The 16,598-nt window shown below is 68.7% G+C and carries 16 protein-coding genes; 10 read left to right on the top strand and 6 right to left on the bottom strand.

Features of this window, described 5'->3' with window-relative positions:
• Positions 1-128: 128 nt before the first annotated feature.
• The 4 genes from ACNI14_RS00325 (at position 129) to cimA (ending at position 3,060) form a co-directional block, all read left to right on the top strand.
• A complete protein-coding gene (locus ACNI14_RS00325) occupies positions 129-686 on the top strand; it encodes a M48 family metallopeptidase (RefSeq protein WP_420517929.1) in 558 nt (185 codons plus the stop codon).
• 30 nt (positions 687-716) lie between these two features.
• Positions 717-923 (top strand): hypothetical protein, encoded by a 207-nt coding sequence (locus ACNI14_RS00320; protein WP_420517928.1) that lies wholly within the window; start codon positions 717-719, stop codon positions 921-923.
• Complete coding sequence (locus ACNI14_RS00315) at positions 923-1,300, top strand: type II toxin-antitoxin system death-on-curing family toxin (protein ID WP_420517927.1); 378 nt, start codon at positions 923-925, stop codon at positions 1,298-1,300. The genes ACNI14_RS00320 and ACNI14_RS00315 overlap by 1 nt, the downstream gene beginning before the upstream one ends.
• Before the next feature lie 164 nt (positions 1,301-1,464).
• Positions 1,465-3,060 (top strand): citramalate synthase, encoded by a 1,596-nt coding sequence (gene cimA, locus ACNI14_RS00310; RefSeq protein WP_420517926.1) that lies wholly within the window; start codon positions 1,465-1,467, stop codon positions 3,058-3,060.
• Positions 3,061-3,072: 12 nt separating this feature from the next.
• Here the strand turns inward: cimA and ACNI14_RS00305 are convergent, their stop codons facing one another.
• The 6 genes from ACNI14_RS00305 to ybaK all read right to left on the bottom strand — a co-directional run bounded on the left by ACNI14_RS00305 (position 3,073) and on the right by ybaK (position 11,709).
• Complete coding sequence (locus ACNI14_RS00305; RefSeq protein WP_420517925.1) at positions 3,073-4,275, bottom strand: EAL domain-containing response regulator; 1,203 nt, start codon at positions 4,273-4,275, stop codon at positions 3,073-3,075.
• Complete coding sequence (locus ACNI14_RS00300; RefSeq protein ID WP_420517924.1) at positions 4,272-6,704, bottom strand: hybrid sensor histidine kinase/response regulator; 2,433 nt, start codon at positions 6,702-6,704, stop codon at positions 4,272-4,274. The genes ACNI14_RS00305 and ACNI14_RS00300 overlap by 4 nt, the downstream gene beginning before the upstream one ends.
• 172 nt (positions 6,705-6,876) lie before the next feature.
• Complete coding sequence (locus tag ACNI14_RS00295) at positions 6,877-7,581, bottom strand: VIT1/CCC1 transporter family protein (RefSeq protein ID WP_420517923.1); 705 nt, start codon at positions 7,579-7,581, stop codon at positions 6,877-6,879.
• A 123-nt stretch (positions 7,582-7,704) separates the two neighbouring features.
• The gene (locus ACNI14_RS00290; RefSeq protein ID WP_420517922.1) at positions 7,705-10,407 is read right to left on the bottom strand and encodes a DEAD/DEAH box helicase; all 2,703 of its coding nucleotides are present in this window, start codon (positions 10,405-10,407) and stop codon (positions 7,705-7,707) included.
• Positions 10,408-10,474: 67 nt separating this feature from the next.
• Positions 10,475-11,218, bottom strand: a complete 744-nt coding sequence (locus ACNI14_RS00285; protein ID WP_420517921.1) for a YggS family pyridoxal phosphate-dependent enzyme — start codon at positions 11,216-11,218, stop codon at positions 10,475-10,477.
• Positions 11,215-11,709 (bottom strand): Cys-tRNA(Pro) deacylase, encoded by a 495-nt coding sequence (gene ybaK, locus ACNI14_RS00280; protein ID WP_420517920.1) that lies wholly within the window; start codon positions 11,707-11,709, stop codon positions 11,215-11,217. The genes ACNI14_RS00285 and ybaK overlap by 4 nt, the downstream gene beginning before the upstream one ends.
• 83 nt (positions 11,710-11,792) lie before the next feature.
• Between ybaK and rnhA the strand changes: the two genes are divergently transcribed.
• The 6 genes from rnhA (at position 11,793) to ACNI14_RS00250 (ending at position 16,547) form a co-directional block, all read left to right on the top strand.
• Positions 11,793-12,218 (top strand): ribonuclease HI, encoded by a 426-nt coding sequence (gene rnhA, locus ACNI14_RS00275; RefSeq protein WP_420518413.1) that lies wholly within the window; start codon positions 11,793-11,795, stop codon positions 12,216-12,218.
• Positions 12,219-12,350: 132 nt separating this feature from the next.
• Positions 12,351-13,001, top strand: a complete 651-nt coding sequence (locus tag ACNI14_RS00270) for an IMPACT family protein (protein WP_420517919.1) — start codon at positions 12,351-12,353, stop codon at positions 12,999-13,001.
• Positions 13,002-13,655: 654 nt separating this feature from the next.
• A complete protein-coding gene (locus ACNI14_RS00265) occupies positions 13,656-14,309 on the top strand; it encodes a CueP family metal-binding protein (RefSeq protein WP_420517918.1) in 654 nt (217 codons plus the stop codon).
• A gap of 216 nt (positions 14,310-14,525) precedes the next feature.
• Entirely contained in the window at positions 14,526-15,089 is a 564-nt protein-coding gene (locus tag ACNI14_RS00260; protein WP_420517917.1) for an RNA polymerase sigma factor, read from the top strand.
• Entirely contained in the window at positions 15,086-16,162 is a 1,077-nt protein-coding gene (locus tag ACNI14_RS00255; RefSeq protein WP_420517916.1) for a hypothetical protein, read from the top strand. Before ACNI14_RS00260 ends, ACNI14_RS00255 begins: the two co-directional genes overlap by 4 nt.
• A 160-nt stretch (positions 16,163-16,322) precedes the next feature.
• On the top strand, positions 16,323-16,547 hold the full coding sequence (locus ACNI14_RS00250) for a hypothetical protein (protein WP_420517915.1): 225 nt from the start codon (positions 16,323-16,325) through the stop codon (positions 16,545-16,547).
• Positions 16,548-16,598 lie beyond the last annotated feature (51 nt).

The following is a 16,598-nucleotide window of genomic DNA, read 5'->3' as shown; positions in this document are numbered from 1 at the left end:
TCATTCTGACGTGGTTCATGGTGGGTAGTACGCAGCGCCGCGTCCCCAGGTTGGGTGCGACTGAGCAGTCCACCGGTTCGGTGCCAGTGAGAGGAAGCGCGACAGTGGTCGCGCATACTGTTCTGGTCATGTCACGAGACCAAGCCGAGTACCGCTCCGCGGCCCCATCGCTCGAGTACACGCTGATCCGCAAGCGCATGCGGACCATGCGCATGAGAGTGATCCCGCCGGACGGCGAGATCCGCGTCAGTGCGCCGTGGACGTCTCCTCAGTGGGAGATCGACCAGTTCGTGTCCTCCCGGCGGGACTGGATCGCGAGCCGGCGGGCGATGCTCGTGGGGATGGAGCCGCGGCTCGAGCATGGCCCGGAGGCCGCGGCCCTGAGAGCCCAGCTCGCCGAGTGGCTCGAGATCCTGTTGCCGCGGTGGTGTGCGGAGTTCGACGTGGCGACGCCCCACATCTCGCTCAGGATCATGCGCACGCAATGGGGGAGCTGCCGGCCGACCACCCGCCGCATCACGCTCAACATCGAGCTCGCGCGGCGCGGCTACGACATGGCCGAATACGTGCTGGTGCACGAGCTGTGCCACCTGTTCGCGAACGGCCATGGGCGCGACTTCTATGCGCTGATGGACTACCACCTGCCTGACTGGCGCGACCGCCGGAGGCGGCTCGGACCCCTGTAGGCCGTGATACCACTTTGATACCATCGGGGGATGGCGATGACAGTGCGGATGACGGCGGAGCAGGACGCGATGGTCACGGCCCTCGCCAAGCGGTGGGGCGTCTCGAAGAACGAGGCGATCCTGCGTGCCGTCGAGGAGTCGGCCAGCGCTGACCGGACCGATGCGGCCTTCGCCGACGCCTACGAGCACGTGAGTGGCAAGTACCGAGACGCGCTTGACCGACTCGGCAACGTCTGATGACGGAGACGGTTCGCTTTCCAACGTTCGCCGTCGCGGTCAAGGTGATCCAGCACGAGGGCATCGGGCCCATTCGCGACGACGGACTGCTGGACTCCGCGCTCATGCGCCCGAGCACCACAGTCATGGGTGCCGACGCCTACCCGAGCTTGGAACTCAAGGCTGCGGCGCTCATGCACTCGCTGTGTCTCAACCACCCGCTCGTCGACGGCAACAAGCGGCTCGCGGCGCTCCTGGCGACGATGTTCCTGTACGTCAACGGCCGGGAGCTGGTGCTGACGAACGATGAGCTGTTCGACCTGACCATGGCCGTCGCGAGTGGCGAGCTGCGCGAGGTGGCGGACATCGCGGCTCGTCTGCGTACTGAGGCGCGCTAGCGGGGCCCTGTGCCATACTGATGCCGATGTACACCGCGATCATCATTCCGTAGCGCGCCGGCGACCACCCTCCCAGCGCGCAGCCTCCCGAACCCTGGGGGGCTTTTTTGTTGGATGAGCGGTTGCCAATCGTTGCGGTGATGGCACGACCCGAGGAGAACACGATGACGGATCTCACCGTCGAGGTCTACGACACCACCCTGCGCGACGGCGCGCAGCAGGAGGGCATGAACCTGTCCGTCGGGGACAAGATGGCGATCGCGCCGCTCCTCGACGAGCTGGGCGTGGGCGTCATCGAGGGCGGCTGGCCCGGTGCCGTGCCCAAGGACACCGAGTTCTTCGCGCTCGCGGCCAAGGAGCTGACGTTCAAGAACGCGCAGCTCGCGGCCTTCGGCATGACCCGCAAGGCCGGCACCACCGCCGCCGCCGACCCCCAGGTGCGCGCGCTGCTTGACTCCGAGGCGCCCATCGTGACCGTGGTCGCGAAGTCCGACATCCGGCACGCCGAGCGCGCGCTGCGCGTCGAGCCCGACGAGAACCTGCGCATGATCGAGGAGACCGTCGCGTTCCTCGCCGGCGAGGGCCGCCGCGTGATCCTCGACGCCGAGCACTTCTTCGACGGCTACCGCTACGACCCGGAGTACGCGGTGCGCGCGCTCCAGGCCGGCGTCGCGGCCGGCGCGGGCGTGGTCTGCCTGTGCGACACGAACGGCGGCATGCTGCCGGAGGACGTGACGGAGATCGTCACCGCCGTCGGCGCGCGCGTGGACGCGGTGCTGGGCATGCACGCGCACAACGACTCCGGCTGCGCCGTCGCGAACTCAATGTCTGCGGTCACCGCCGGCGCCACCCACGTGCAGGGCTGCGTCAACGGCTACGGCGAGCGCACCGGCAACGCGGACCTGGTCGCCGTGGTCGCCAACCTGGAGCTCAAGCGGGGGATCACCGCCCTCAAGCGCGACGGGCTCGCGGAGTCGACACGCATCGCGCACGCCATCGCGGAGATCACCAACATCGCGCCGTTCGCTCGCCAGCCCTACGTGGGAGCCTCGGCGTTCGCGCACAAGGCCGGTCTGCACGCATCGGCCATCCGTGTGGACCCCGACCTCTACCAGCACCTGGACCCCGCGCTCGTGGGCAACGACATGCGCATGCTGGTCTCCGAGATGGCGGGCCGCGCATCGATCGAGCTCAAGGGCAAGGAGCTCGGCTTCGACCTGTCGGGGCAGAACGAGCTCCTGGGCCGCGTCACGGATCGCGTCAAGCACGCCGAGGCCGCCGGCTACACCTTCGATGCGGCCGATGCGTCCTTCGAGCTGCTGTTGCGCGGCGAGCTGGGGGAGACGCCGGCCTTCTGGGACGTCGAGACGTGGCGCGTGCGAGTGGCCTCCAAGCTCGGCGACCCCACCGATGCCGACGCCGAGGCCGTGGTGAAGCTGCGCGCGGGCTCCGACCGCATCGTCGCCCTGGGCGAGGGCAACGGGCCGGTCAACGCGCTCGACCACGCCCTGCGCGACGCGCTGTGCGGCGTGTACCCGGAGATCGAGGAGTTTGAACTCACGGACTTCAAGGTGCGCATCATGGAGGCGTCGCACGGCACCGACGCGGTGACCCGGGTGCTCATCACGACCGTGCACCGGGAGACGGGCGCCATGTGGCGCACCGTGGGGGTCGGCCCGAACGTCATCGAGGCCTCGTGGGAGGCGCTTGCGGACTCGCTGGTCTACGGGCTGCTGAAGGCGGGCGTCGAGCGCCGCTGACCGACCGGCGGCCTACGCCTGCTGTGTCCCAGGCGCCCAGGACGCGAGGTCCTCGGGGAACATGGGGCGCGCGATGTGGAAGCCCTGCGCGTAGTCGCAGCCGATCTCCGTCAGCAGGTCCAGCACGCCGCCACACTCGACTCCCTCGGCGACGCACTCGAGGCCGAGCGCTTGAGCGAGATCGAGGATCGAGCGCACGAAGATCTCGGGCTCTCTGGCCTCCGCGATGGGCATGACGAATGAGCGGTCGATCTTCACCTCGCTGAACGGCAGCGCGGCGAGTTGGCGCATCGACGAATAGCCCACGCCGAAGTCGTCGATGGAGAGGCGGAACCCCTTCAGTCGCAGCCGCGTGAGCAGCTGCAGCGACAGGCGTGCATCCTCCAGGGGGCTGGTCTCGGTGAGCTCCAGCACGATCCGGTGCGGGTCAACCCCGCCGATCCCGCAGGCGGCGGCGAGTCGCTCGGCCAGGCCGGGCGTGCAGAACTCGCTCGCGGAGACATTGATGGAGAGGTGCTCGTCGCCGGCCCCGACGGCATCGCCGAACCAGTTCAGCGCGTTGGCGAAGATCCGATCGGTGAGCGCCGTGGCCAGGCCGTTGTGCTCCGCGCGTGTGACGAATGTCGACGGCGGGATGTCCACGCCGTCCACCTGCCAGCGGGACAGCACCTCGTAGCCCACCACCGCGCGAGTGCGGCACGAGACCTTGGGCTGCAGCATGAAACGCACGGAGTCGCTGTCGATGGCCTCCTGGAAGGCCTCGGAGAACTGCCGGTCGTCCCAGTCGGACAGAGGGTCGACGGCGCTGACCTCTGTACGGGGTCGGGTGTTGGTCCTGGCGCTGAGCACCGCCTCGACGTCGGCGGCGGTGCAGGGCTTCGCCAGCGCACCTGCGTACGTCAGCCCGTGTGCTGCGGTGACCTCGTGAGCGGCATGAATGATCCGCTCTCCCATGCCGCTCGAGATCACCACGGCGGCTTTCGATCCGGCCTCCGCCAGCTTCGCGAGGACCGCGAGCCCGTCCATGCGGTCCATCACCAGGTCGACGAACACGTGCGTGGGACGCCACTCGCGCTCGACTTCAAAGAACGTGTCGGGGTCGTCGGTCAACCGGCCCTCGAAGCCAGCGGCGATGACGTGGGCACGCAACATCTGCCCGACCAGTGGGTCGTCATCGATGATGAGCACGCGTCCCGTGCCGTCTGACTCGGTCATGTGTCCTCGCGCGCCGCCTCAAACATCTGCTCGTGCACGCGCACCGCCAGTTCCTGGGCGGAGTACGGCTTTGCCAGCAGTGCGACGCCCTCGTCGAGCTTGCCATTGTGCATGATCACATTCTCCGTGTAGCCGGAAGCGTACAGGACCGGCGTGCCCGGGCGGGCGGCGACCACACGCTCGGCGAGGTCTCTGCCCGTCATGCCTTCGGGCATGATGACGTCGGTGAAGAGCAGGTCGACGGTGTCCATCTGCGCCAGCTGCTCGAGCGCCTCCGGCCCGGTGGACGAGGCCACCACGTCGTAGCCGAGTGAGCGCAGATGCCCCGTGGCGAAGGCCCGGACCAGTGGATCGTCCTCCGCCAGCAGGATGACGCCGCTGCCTCGAGCCGGAGCGGCGTCCGTGTCCCTCTTGGGCACGGCCGTCGCCGGCGTCCCGGGAGCGAGGGGGAGGTAGAGCCGGAAGGAGGTGCCGTGCCCCACCTCGGAGTACACGGTGACGTGTCCTCCTGTCTGACGGGCGAAGCCCCACACCATGGCCAGGCCCATTCCGGAGCCGTGCCCCACCGGCTTGGTGGTGAAGAAGGGGTCGAACAGCTGGTCGAGGGCCTCGGGGGCGATCCCGGTGCCCGAGTCCGTCACGGTCACGACCACGTACGAGCCGGGAGTCACCTCGGCATGTGACGTCACGTAGGCCTCATCGAGGTGCCTGAGCTCAGTCTCGAGAATGAGCGAGCCGCCCTCTGGCATGGCATCGCGCGCATTGATCGCGAGGTTGAGCACTGCGCTCTCGAACTGACTGGGATCGACGTGGGCCGCCGGAAGTTCGGGCGCCAGCGCGGTCTCGACGGTGATCTCGTCGCCGAGAGTGCGGCGAAGCAGGGGCTCGAAACCCTCGAGCAGGCTGTTGATGTCGGTGTGCTGGGGAGCGAGCGGCTGGCGTCGCGCGAATGCCAGCAGTCGGCCGGTCAGCTCGGCGCCCCGCTCCGCGGCCTGGCGCACCAGAGCGACCATGTCGCGAGAGCCCGGGGAGATGCCGTCATCCAGCGACACCGCGTCGGCTCCGCCGATCACGACGGTCAGGAGGTTGTTGAAGTCATGGGCGATCCCACCGGTGAGCCGGCCCACGGACTCCAGTCGCTGCGCCTGCTCGAGCCGTTCGCCCAGCTCTCGCGCGTGGGTGATGTCGCGGAAGAACACCGTGATGCCCAGCGAGCTGGGGGTGGCGGTGATCTCGAACCATCGCGACCGCGCCTCGTCGTAGAACGTCAGGAACTGCGGTGCACCGGCCGTCATCGCGGCCTCATAGGCCTCTTGCACTGGCGTGCCGAGCATATCGGGGTACTCGGCCCACCACTCCTTGCCCACGAGGGACTCTCGAGCGCGACCCGACATCTCTTGGACGCGGTCGTTCATGTAGGAGATGCGCCAGTCCTTGTCGATGACGAGCACGCCGTCGGAGATGCTGTCGAGGATGACGTCGCGGTCGCGGGCCAGTTGCATGGCCTTCTCCTCGAGGGTCCGCGCATGGTGGATGTCGATCGAGCTGCCCCACCAGCGCGTGACGTGGCCCTGATCGTCGTACTCGGGCTTCGCGCTCACGCTGTGCCACCGGTAGTCGCCTTGGTGGTGGCGCACCCGGCACTCGGCTTCGTAGGGGCTCTGGGCGGCGAGTGCGGTCGCCCACCGCTCCTTCATCATCTCCCTGTCGTCGGGGTGAAGGAGCGTGAGCCAGTCGTCGCCGAGCAGGTCTTCGACGTTCCTGCCCGAGTAGTCGGCGAGCGCCTCGCTGATGTAGTCGACGACGCCGTCCGCATCGGCGCTCCACACCGCGAGCGGCAGCGCGCTCGTGAGCTGGGTGAACCGCCGGCGCTGGGACTCGGCGCTCCATTCGGCCTCGCGCCAGGCGGTGAGGTCCTGGATGGTGCCGTGCAGCCGCAGCGGCCTTCCCGAATCGTCGATCACGGGCTCGCCGATGATGAGGATCGATCGCCGCGCCCCGTCCGCCGCGTCGATCTCGCACTCCTCGATGAACGGTTCCACACGTTCGATCGCGCTGGAGATCGCAGCGGTCAGGCGTTCCCGATCGCCCTCGATGAAGTACGCCACGGACTCGTCGTCGGTCGGTTGGTGGCCGGCTGGGCGGCCGTGAATGTCGGCGACTTCGTCGGACCAGGTCACGGCCTGGGTGTCGTAGTCGTACGACCACGTCCCGATCCGGCTCACCCGGCGTGCCGCATCGACGGCCCCCATCGCTCGGGTGTCGCTGGTGCGCTGTGGCGCGGTGTCGGCACGGCGGCTGCGAGCCGATGCTGCCGCAATGATCAGCGCGATCAGCATGGCGACGACGGCGAGAATCGAAATGAGGCTCGGCTGGTCGGTCGTCATCGCAATGACGGCCACCATTCCCGCGACCGCAGCCGTCCCCACGGCAGCGAATGCGCCCCCCTGTGGTATCGGTTTCTGCAACGGCGCCATGGTGGACCTTACCGCGTCCTCGAGGCTGAGGTGAAGCCCCTGGTGACGATGTGTCTGCCGCCATGGGATCGGGGCAGAGAAGGGCGTATAGCAGGGGTTCTCATTGGCGCGTGAGAAATGGGGGTCAGATCGCCACTCCGACGAGGTGGCCGATTCCATAGGTGATTGCCATTGCCAGGGTGCCGCCCACGATGTTTCTCGTAATTGCCCGGGGATACGGCGAGTGAGCAATCCAGGCGGAGGTCGTACCGGTGAGCGCCAGCGCCACGACGACCGCCGCGAAGGTCAGCGGCACCTGCAGCGCCGCCGGGGCCAGCAGGATGGTCAGCAGCGGAATGATGCCGCCGAGCGTGAAGGCGGCCAGCGAGGCCACGCCCGCCTGCAGGGGGCTGACGAGCTGCTTGGGATCGATGCCGAGGTGCATGAGCGCGTGGATCGCGAGCGCATCGTGCTCGGTCTGTTCCTTGGCGGCGATCTTCGCCGTCGGCTCGGACATGCCGGTGCGCATGTTGAGGCGCGCGAGCTGGTCGAGCTCCCACTCGGGCCTCTCATCGTGCCAACGCTCCTCGCGCGCGAGCTGGGCGTGTTCGGCGTCGCGCTGAGACGAGACCGAGACGTACTCGCCGACCCCCATCGACAACGCGCCCGCCGCGAGCCCCGCGGCGCCGGCCGCGAGGATGGCTGCGTGGTTGTCGGGAGTGGCGGCGGCCACGCCCACCACGAGCGCGGCGATCGAGACGATCCCGTCGTTGGCCCCGAGCACGCCTGCGCGCAGCCCATTCAGCCGTCCGGTGATGCGGCCCTCGTCGGGCTCCGCGCGTGTGCTCATGCCGCCAGAGTAGGTGTCCCTGCGGGGGAGCGCTAGCAAGGCTCACCTGTCTTGGGAGCACCGAAACCCCTGGTAGCGGTGGGGTCAAAACCAGACTTCGGCGTGCTGCTGCGGACGAGTCGCCTACTGTGCGCCGACCTGGAGCACCTCGATCACCGGTGACCCCGCCTCGTCGGACGCGTCGAGGTCGACGAGCGCGGTGATGGCCCAATCGTGGTCGCCGGCAGGGTCGTCGATGACCTGGCGCACCACCCAGCTGCCGTGCGGCAGCGCGGCCTCCGGCGCCGCGGCGAGTGCCGCCCGCGCGCGTCCCTCCTCGTGGTCCCCGCCGGGCTCGACGAACGTGATGAGGGCGGCGGAGCGCGCATCGGGCCCAATGCCGATCGCCCCGTTGCCGTGCGCCTCGAACAAGGGGTCGAGGGCGTCGCGCCAGGCCTGCGCGTTCCAGCCGGTGGAGGCATCGAGCGTCCCGAGCGCCGTGTAGTCCTCGCGAGAGGCGAGCTCGATCCTGCGGAACATCGCGTTGCGCACCAGTCGGCGCAGCACGCGCGGGTTGCCGGACATGGGCCGTGCCGGGCCCGCGACGGTGCCCGATGCGGCAGCGGAGGCGGGATCCGCATCGTCGCCCAGCGAGACGTCCGGGTTGAGCAGTCGCTCCCACTCGTCGAGCAGGGAGGAGTCGGTGGTGCGGACGATCTCGCCCAGCCACGCGGTGATGGACTCGACCTCATCCGTGCGGTGCTCCTCAGGCACGGTCTGGCGCAGCGCACGGTAGGCCTCGGCCAGATAGCGCAGCACCACGCCCTCGGTCCGCTCCAGTCCGTACACCGAGACCAGGTCGCCGAACGACATGGCCTTCTCGAGCATGTCGCGCACCACCGACTTGGGGGAGAGCTCGGCGCCCAGGATCCACGGGTTGGTGCGCCGGTAGGCGATGAAGGCGGGCTCGAGCAGTTCCGCGAGCGGCTTGGGCCAGGTGATGTCCTCGAGCAGCTCCATCCGCTCGTCGTACTCGATCCCGTCGGCCTTCATCGCGGCGACGGCCACGCCCTTGGCCTCGTGCTGCTGCGCCATGAGGATCTGGCGCGGATCGGACAGCGTGGCCTCGATCACGGACACGACGTCCATGGCGTGGTCCGGGGCGTCGACGTTCAGGAGGTCCATTGCCGCCAGCGCGAACGGGGACAGCGGCTGGTTGAGCGCAAAGTTACGGGGTACGTCCACGGTGAGTCGCACCGACGGGCGCTCGCCCCGCGGGTGAGAGGGGTCGGGCACGCGGACGTGCTCGACCACGCCCGCGATCCGCAGCGATCGGTAGATCCTGAGGGACTGGCGCATGTGTGCCGAGCGCTGCGCAGGGGTGTCGTGCACGGCCTCGAGGAGGTGGCGCATCGCCAGCACAGGATCCTCCGCATCGCGTCCCAGGGTCGGGTTGGCGACGCCGCGCGACAGGACGTTGAGGACCATCGCGTGCGTGACCGCGAAGCGGCTGGTGAGGGGCTCGGGAGGGGCGTCCCGCAGCCGCTCGAAGGTCGCATCGGTCCAGTTCACGGAACCTGCGGGAGCGCCCTTGCGGACGATCTTCTTGAGCTTCTTCGGATCGTCGCCCGCCTTCGCGAGCGCCTTGCGGTTCTCGATCACGTGCTCGGGCGCCATCACGAGCACCTCACCCTCGGTGTCGAAGCCGGCCCGCCCCGCGCGCCCCGCGATCTGGTGGAACTCGCGAGCCGTGAGGTGACGCATGCGCTCGCCGTCGTACTTCACGAGCGAGGTCAGCAGCACCGTGCGGATGGGCACGTTGATGCCCACGCCCAGCGTGTCGGTGCCGCACACCACCTTGAGCAGTCCCTGCTGAGTGAGCCGCTCGACCGTGCGCCGATACTTGGGGAGCATGCCCGCGTGGTGCACGCCGATCCCTGCACGCAGGAACTTGCTCAGCGTCTTGCCAAAGCCGGTGGAGAAGCGCGTGTCGCCGAGCGCATCGGCGATGGCCTGGCGCTCCGTCTTGGTGGCGACCTGGGTGCTGAGCAGCGCCTGCGCGCGGTCCACGGCGTCCTTCTGCGTGAAGTGGACGATGTAGACGGGCGCGCGGCCGGTCTCGACGAGTCGTTCGACCACCTCGGGCAGCGGCTCGGTGCTGTAGTCGAAGGACAGCGGCACGGGTCGCTCGAGAGTGGTGACCTCGGCGACGGAACGGTCGCTGCGGTCGTTCAGCGCCTCGACCAGCCAGGTCGTGTCTCCGAGGGTCGCGGACATCAGCACGAACTGCGCGTTCGGCAGCTCGATCAGCGGCACCTGCCACGCCCAGCCGCGCTGCGGGTCGGAGTAGAAGTGGAACTCGTCCATCACCACGAGCGAGGCGTCGGTCGCCGCGCCGTCCCGGAGCGCGAGGTTGGCGAGGATCTCCGCGGTGCAGCAGATGATCGGGGCATCGGGGTTGACCGCCGAGTCGCCGGTCATCATGCCCACGTTCTCCGTGCCGAACATGTCGATCAGGTCGAAGAACTTCTCGCTGACCAGCGCCTTCAGCGGCGCGGTGTAGTACGTCCGGCCGCCGGTGCCGGCGCGGTGCGCGGCCAGGGCGGCAAAGTGCGCGCCGGCGGCGACCAGGGTCTTGCCGGAGCCGGTGGGCGTCGCCAGGATCACGTGAGATCCGGAGACGATCTCGATGAGCGCCTCGTCCTGGTGCGGGTACAGGGGCAGGTGCTGATCGACGGCCCATTGGCTGAACGCCTCGTAGAGCCCATCCGGGTCGGGAGCGACGCCAGGGGTCGGGTCTGGCAGGCGGGCGAGGAGGCGGGCGTCGGCGGAGGTCATCGTGACCATTGTGGCCGACCGCAGTCCTCAGTTGCCTCCAGCGCGCAGCGGGAGCCGATGAGTAGTCCTGACGTGCCTACTTTGTGGGGGTGGGGCGCGAGCCCATCACGGCGGATCCCACGCGCACCATCGTCGCGCCCTCCGCGATGGCCCATTCGAGGTCCTGGGACATGCCCATCGACAGGTGCCATGCGTCGGTGAGGGGAAGGGCGCCGCGCTCGGACCGGATCAACGCCGCGTCGCGGATCTCGCGCAGGCGGCGATAGCCCTCTCGGACGGGCCCCTCCTCACGGGAGTTCAAGCCGATGGTCATGAAGCCGGTCACGGTCAGCGCGGGCAGCGCCTGGACCGCAGTCGCGAGTTCCAGCGCGTCGTCTGGCGCGGTACCGGCCTTGGACTCCTCGCCGGAGACGTTGACCTGGATCATCACCTCGAGGTCGCGCTCGGCTTCGACGCACAGGCGGGACAGGCGCTCCGCCAGCTTCATCGTGTCGACGGTCTGAACGCACGTGGCGTGCTCGACCGCGATGGCGGCCTTGTTGCGCTGCAGCTGGCCGATCACGTGGACCCGCGCCCCCGCCTTGCGCAGCGCCTCGCCCTTCTGCGCGAGCTCCTGCATGCGCGACTCGCCCACGAGGGTGCCGCCGGCCGAGACCACCGCCGCGGCCGCATCGGCGTTCCACGTCTTGGTCGCCACCAGCAGCTGAACGCCCGCGCCCGCGCGCCCGCACTGGGCCTCCGCGATGTGCATGCGCGCCTTGATCTCGGCGATCTGTCCGGCGTAGTCCCATCCGTCCGGCGCAGCGGCGAGCTCGCTCATGCGTCCTTCGCAATCGGCGCGCTCGCGGCGTCGGTGACGGCGACCAGGTCCGCGGGCGCGAGCTCGATGTCGAGGCCGCGCCGCCCTCCCGAGACGTAGATCTGATCGTGGTCGAAGGCGCTCGAGTCGATGATCGCCGGCAGCTTCTTGCGCCCGCCCACCGGCGAGATCCCGCCCAGGACATAGCCCGTGACGCGCTCCGCGTCGTCGGGGTCCGCCATGATCGCCTTCTTGACGCCCAGCGCGCGGGCCACCGCCTTCAGGTCCAGCGATCCCGCGACGGGCACGATCGCGAGGTGCAGGGCATCGTCCGCCTTGACGCACAGGGTCTTGAAGACGCGCTCTGGCGCTGCACGCAGTGCGTGCGCCGCCTCGTCACCGTAGGAGAGCTCGGACGAGGGGTCGTGCTCGTAGGGGTGAAGCGTGTAGGTGACATCGGCGGCGATGAGGGCCGCGACTGCGGGCGTGCTCGCACTGTCCTGGCTGGCCATGGGCAACAGTGTGCCGCATGTGACGGGTGGCGCCGATGGCCTACGCTCTCCGGGTGACTAGCGACAGCCCGACCCTCGTAGACATGTGGACCGACGGCGCCTGCAAGGGCAACCCGGGCATCGGCGGCTGGGGAGCGTGGATGCGTGCCGGCGGCAAGGAGCGCGAACTGTTCGGCGGCGAGGCGCAGACCACCAACAACCGCATGGAGCTCACCGCGGTGATCGAGGGCCTCAAGGCGCTCAACCGCCCGTGCGTGGTGACCCTGCACGTCGACTCGACCTACGTCATGAACGGCGTCACCAAGTGGATCCACGGCTGGAAGCGCAACGGCTGGAAGACCGGGGACAAGAAGCCGGTCAAGAACAAGGAGCTGTGGATCGCTCTCGACGAGCAGGTGGCCCGTCACGAGGTCAAGTGGGTGTGGGTCAAGGGCCACGCGGGCGATCCGGGTAACGAGCGCGCCGACATGCTGGCGAACAAGGGCGTGGAAGTCGCCCGCTGCGCCTGACCCCTCCCCGCCAGCCCCCCGCCACCCTGTAGGAAGGTTCTGTACACAGTTCGTGCTGAAGGTGCGTCCTGTAGGAAGTTTCTGTACACCCGCCGAAACCCAGCACTCGTGCAGCGGCGATAGCCTCCAAGGGTGACTTCCCGCCCGCTGCCATCGACAATCGCGGCGCCGGTCGAGCACAGGCTCGAGGTGAAGAAGTCGGTGTTCCTCGCTCGGCTCGAGCCCGCATCGTCCCTCGAGGCGGCCGATGCCGTGGTCGCCCGGGTGCGCAAGGACCACTGGGACGCGCGTCACCACTGCGTGGCGCTGGTGATCGGGCCGCACGCCGATAGGCAACGCTCGAACGACGACGGCGAACCCGCCGGAACCGCGGGCGCACCCATGCTGGAGGTGCTGCGCCATCGCGACGTCACCGACGTGGTCGCGATCGTGACGAGGTGGTTCGGCGGCACGCTGCTGGGCGCCGGTGGACTGGTGCGGGCGTACGGCGGTGCGGTCACAGGTGCGCTCGATCGCGCGCAGTTGGTGGATCGCGTGCACCTCACCCGGGTGACGGCCGATGCGCCCCACGCCGAGTCCGGCCGCATCGTCGCGTACTTGCATCAGTGGGCGGAGACGCACGGCGCCGTGCTCGACGAACCCACCTACGGCGCGGTCGCGAGCCTGTCGATCCACGTCGCACCCGAGCTGGTGCCGGTGCTGGAGGCGGACGTGGCGGCACTCACGGGTGGAGAGATCGTGATGTCAGTGGGGGAGACCGCGATCGTGGACCGGCCCGCCTGACGTTCCTGCAGGGCGCAGACCCGGTGCAAGGTGTGTGCTGAGCCGCTCTCCAGGGTCTCAAGGGCGACGTTCCGATGGGCCTATCGTCCCGGGAACTGTGCTCAGCAGCCAGCGTATTCTTGCTCGTGATGATGCCACGACCGTCTTCCGCACGCCGCCGCCACAGCGCGGTCACGGCGCGGATGGTCGCGCTCATGAGCCTGCTCGCGATTGCCGCTGCGCTCGGGTTCGGCGCCCAACACACGACCGCCCCAGACATCTCCGCGCTGGAGGCTTCTATGGTGGTCGGAGGCGTTCACGCAGTCACGGACGCGTCCCATGCCGAGACGGGTTGCCCCACCTGTGCTGGGCACGAAGAGGGCGCGATAGCCGCGTGCCTCATGGTGCTCGTGGTGGCGGTGATGATGGCTGTGCGCCGCAGCGCCCCCACCTCCTGGGAGACCAGGATCCCTCCGCGCGCCTACCAGTGGGCGCCGAGGCTGCTTGAGCGCCCGTCCACACCGCGGCTCGAGGCGCTCTGTATCTGTCGGACGTGAGTGGTGTGCGAGCAGGCCGGGAAGTCCCCCGCAGCCGCGCTCGCGTCTCAACCACACGGGCTCGCCACCATTCGGGCTGAGCACCTCTCTCACTCTCATCACGACAGAAGGATTGATCATGCACCCCACGCTTTCCCGCACCGCGCGACGCACCGTCGCGACCATCGCCGCCACGGCGGCCATCTCTCTTGGCGTCGCCGCCTGCTCCACGACACCGGAGGAAGCGCCTGCTCCCCAGGTCGAGGCCTCCGCAGCCACGTCCCCCGCATCGACTGCCGATGCCGCGGCGGACGCCATGCTGGCTCCCGAGGGCCTCGACGGAGTGGACGCTCGTACCGTCGTCGACACGCTCGATGCGACGGCACTCAGCGACCGGCCCGATACCTTCGTGGCGTCCGTGCGCCCCGATGAGCTGCTGCTCACCGATGCCGCGGGCACTGAGGCCTCGCTGCCGATGCCCGATGACGCGTTCTACGTGTCGTTCGCGCCGTTCATCGACACGACCCACGACTGCTACTTCCACTCGCTCACCACGTGCGTGGGTGAGATGCAGGGCGAGCAGATTCAGGTGAGCATCACCGACACCGCCACCGGTGACGTGATTGTCGACGAGGAGATGACGACCTTCGCCAACGGCTTCGTCGGCGTGTGGCTGCCGAGGGACATCGATGCCGAGGTGACCATCGAGCAGGACGGGCTCAGTGCGACCACCACGGTGTCCACCTCGGACGTCGAGGACGCCACCTGCATCACCACCATGCAGCTGGCCTGACGACTGCTTCCAGTGATGGCGGCGGGTGCCCCAGTCGAGGGGTGTCCGCCGCCATTGCTGCGTCTCGCGCGGCGACCAATGAGTCCTGACGTGCCTCCAGGACGCGCGATGCGCCGAAACGCAGTCCTGAACTGCCTAGAAGGCGTGCCCCCCCAACCGGGTGGAGCCGCGGTACGTTCTTGCTGGCATGAACCGTCGAGGCTAGGGGACCAGAGGATGAGCGGTTGGCGCGCAACGCTCGACGACCTCGTGCGCCTGCGTGGTCGCGCGCTGTTCGGCTACGCCTACATGCTCACCGGGGACGCATCGGCGGCGGAGGACCTGCTGCAAGACGCTCTCGTGAAGGCGTTCCGCAGTGGCCGTCACGCACGATCGCTCGACGCCGCGCACGTCTACGTGAAGCGGTCCATTGCGACGTCCTTCATCGACTCGGGCAGGCGCGCGGCATCGCGGCCGGTGACCGATCCGCGCGGCGACGCCTTCGAGACGTGGGCCCGTCAGCACCCGGGCTCAGCGGATCTCACCGCACGCATGGACGATGCGCTCGATCTGCGCGCGGCCTTGCTCACCTTGTCGCCGCGCGAGCGGGCGTGCGTGGTGCTGCGCTACCTCGAGGACATGCCCACGGCCGACGTCGCTGAGACGCTCGGGATCGCGGCGGGATCCGTCAAGCGATACGTGTCTGATGGGCTGGCGCGGCTCAGGGTCGCGATGCCCGAGATGAGCTTTGGCGAGCCCGCGACTGTCGCCGTCGACGGTCACGAGAGGGGGACGCGATGAGTGACGCACGGCAGGCCTTCTATGACCTGCACTCTCTCGCCGAGCGCGGCTTCGATGCCTCTGAGATTGCGAAGGGTCCTGATCAGGTGGAGCGCCGTGTCGCGAGGTGGCGCGGCGCGCGGGCGGCCGTCACATCCGTGGCGAGCATCGCGGTGGTGGCGTTGGTCGCGGTGGGGGTCAACCAAGCGCGCTCTGCCGAACCCATGCCGGCGCACCCTGTCGGACCGCCCGTCACCGCATCGGCCGCTCCGGGACCCGAACCGACGGGGGAGAGTGCGAACCCAGCCGGTTGTGCGGAGGCCGTGGTCGTGCCCGGCAAACCGGTAGGGAACCTCGGTGGCCTGATGGGCTCGTTCGAGGACACAACTACGGCACCGTGCAGCGAGTGGGACCAGGAGAATCCTGACACAGTGCTGATCTACACCGCCGACAACACCATGGTCGAGGCCTACTACCGCACGAGCATCGATGCGCTCGGCCCCTATGCCGACCTGGGTCCGGACTTCAAGGTGCCTGATCCTGACCCGAACTGGCCAGAGAATTCCCTGGTGCTCATCGACGTTCGCACGGGTGAGGTGCTCTTGAGCACGGATGTTCCTGAGACATTCGGCACCAGCGAAGAGGGCGCGACTGTGCTGTCCGACCGGCTGTTGAGCGACGCAGTCGCGCTCGCGGACAGGCTCGAAGAGTTGGCGAGCATGAGCGACGCCCCGGACGGATTGCAGATCAGCCCTGAGGCGATAGACACAGGAAACGATGGCGACCTCGCGGACCCGCTCGTCTTCGTTCCGGCCCAGGATCCCCTGAGCGGCGATCTGCCGACAATCGTGGCGAGACTTGTGCCAGGGGACGAGACGGCGGCACGCTCGTCGGAGGCCGAGGTGCTCGAGACGCAACTGCCCGTAGGCGGTGCGGTGCTCTTCGAGGTCGCTGATCCTCAGGACATGGAGTCGCGGACTATGCAGTTGGGCGTCCCCATCGGGGGCGACGCGACCTTGGTTGTCGTGGGCAACGGCTATTGGGCGGACCGCTATCTCATCGAGCTGGTTGCCTGGCACATCCTGGCGGAGTGATCCCGCGGGATGAGTCATCGCTTGCCTACAGGGCGCTCACGCAGGGCCTCGTGTTCGCTGACAGCGGAATTTGTATGACGCTGCATCCACGCCACCCCTTCGCCCGGAAGTAGTGGTTGAAGCGGTCGCATCAGGCGCCCGCCCGTGGAAAGGAAGCTCAATGAAGCGCATCATCGCCACAGGATTCATCACCGCCATCGCCGTGGTCGGCCTCTCGGGGACTGCGAACGCCGCGCCTGCGGATGCTGCCTGCTTCGGCCAGGTCCACAAGGCCGTCAACGCCGGAGCCCTGGAGGCAGACGGAATCTCCAATGTCGGGGATCTCGTCAAGGCCTTGGGCGGCCAGGGCAAGAACGCGGCGGCCAAGGCACTCTTCTGCTCGTAAGTCGGGCTCTTCACCATCGAACGGCACCGGCGGCTCGGGCCCGAGGGCCCG

Origin of the sequence: Demequina pilifera (genome assembly GCF_048814985.1) — a bacterium.
Classification (GTDB): Bacteria; Actinomycetota; Actinomycetes; order Actinomycetales; family Demequinaceae; genus Demequina.
This window is presented reverse-complemented; position numbering and strand designations above follow the sequence as displayed.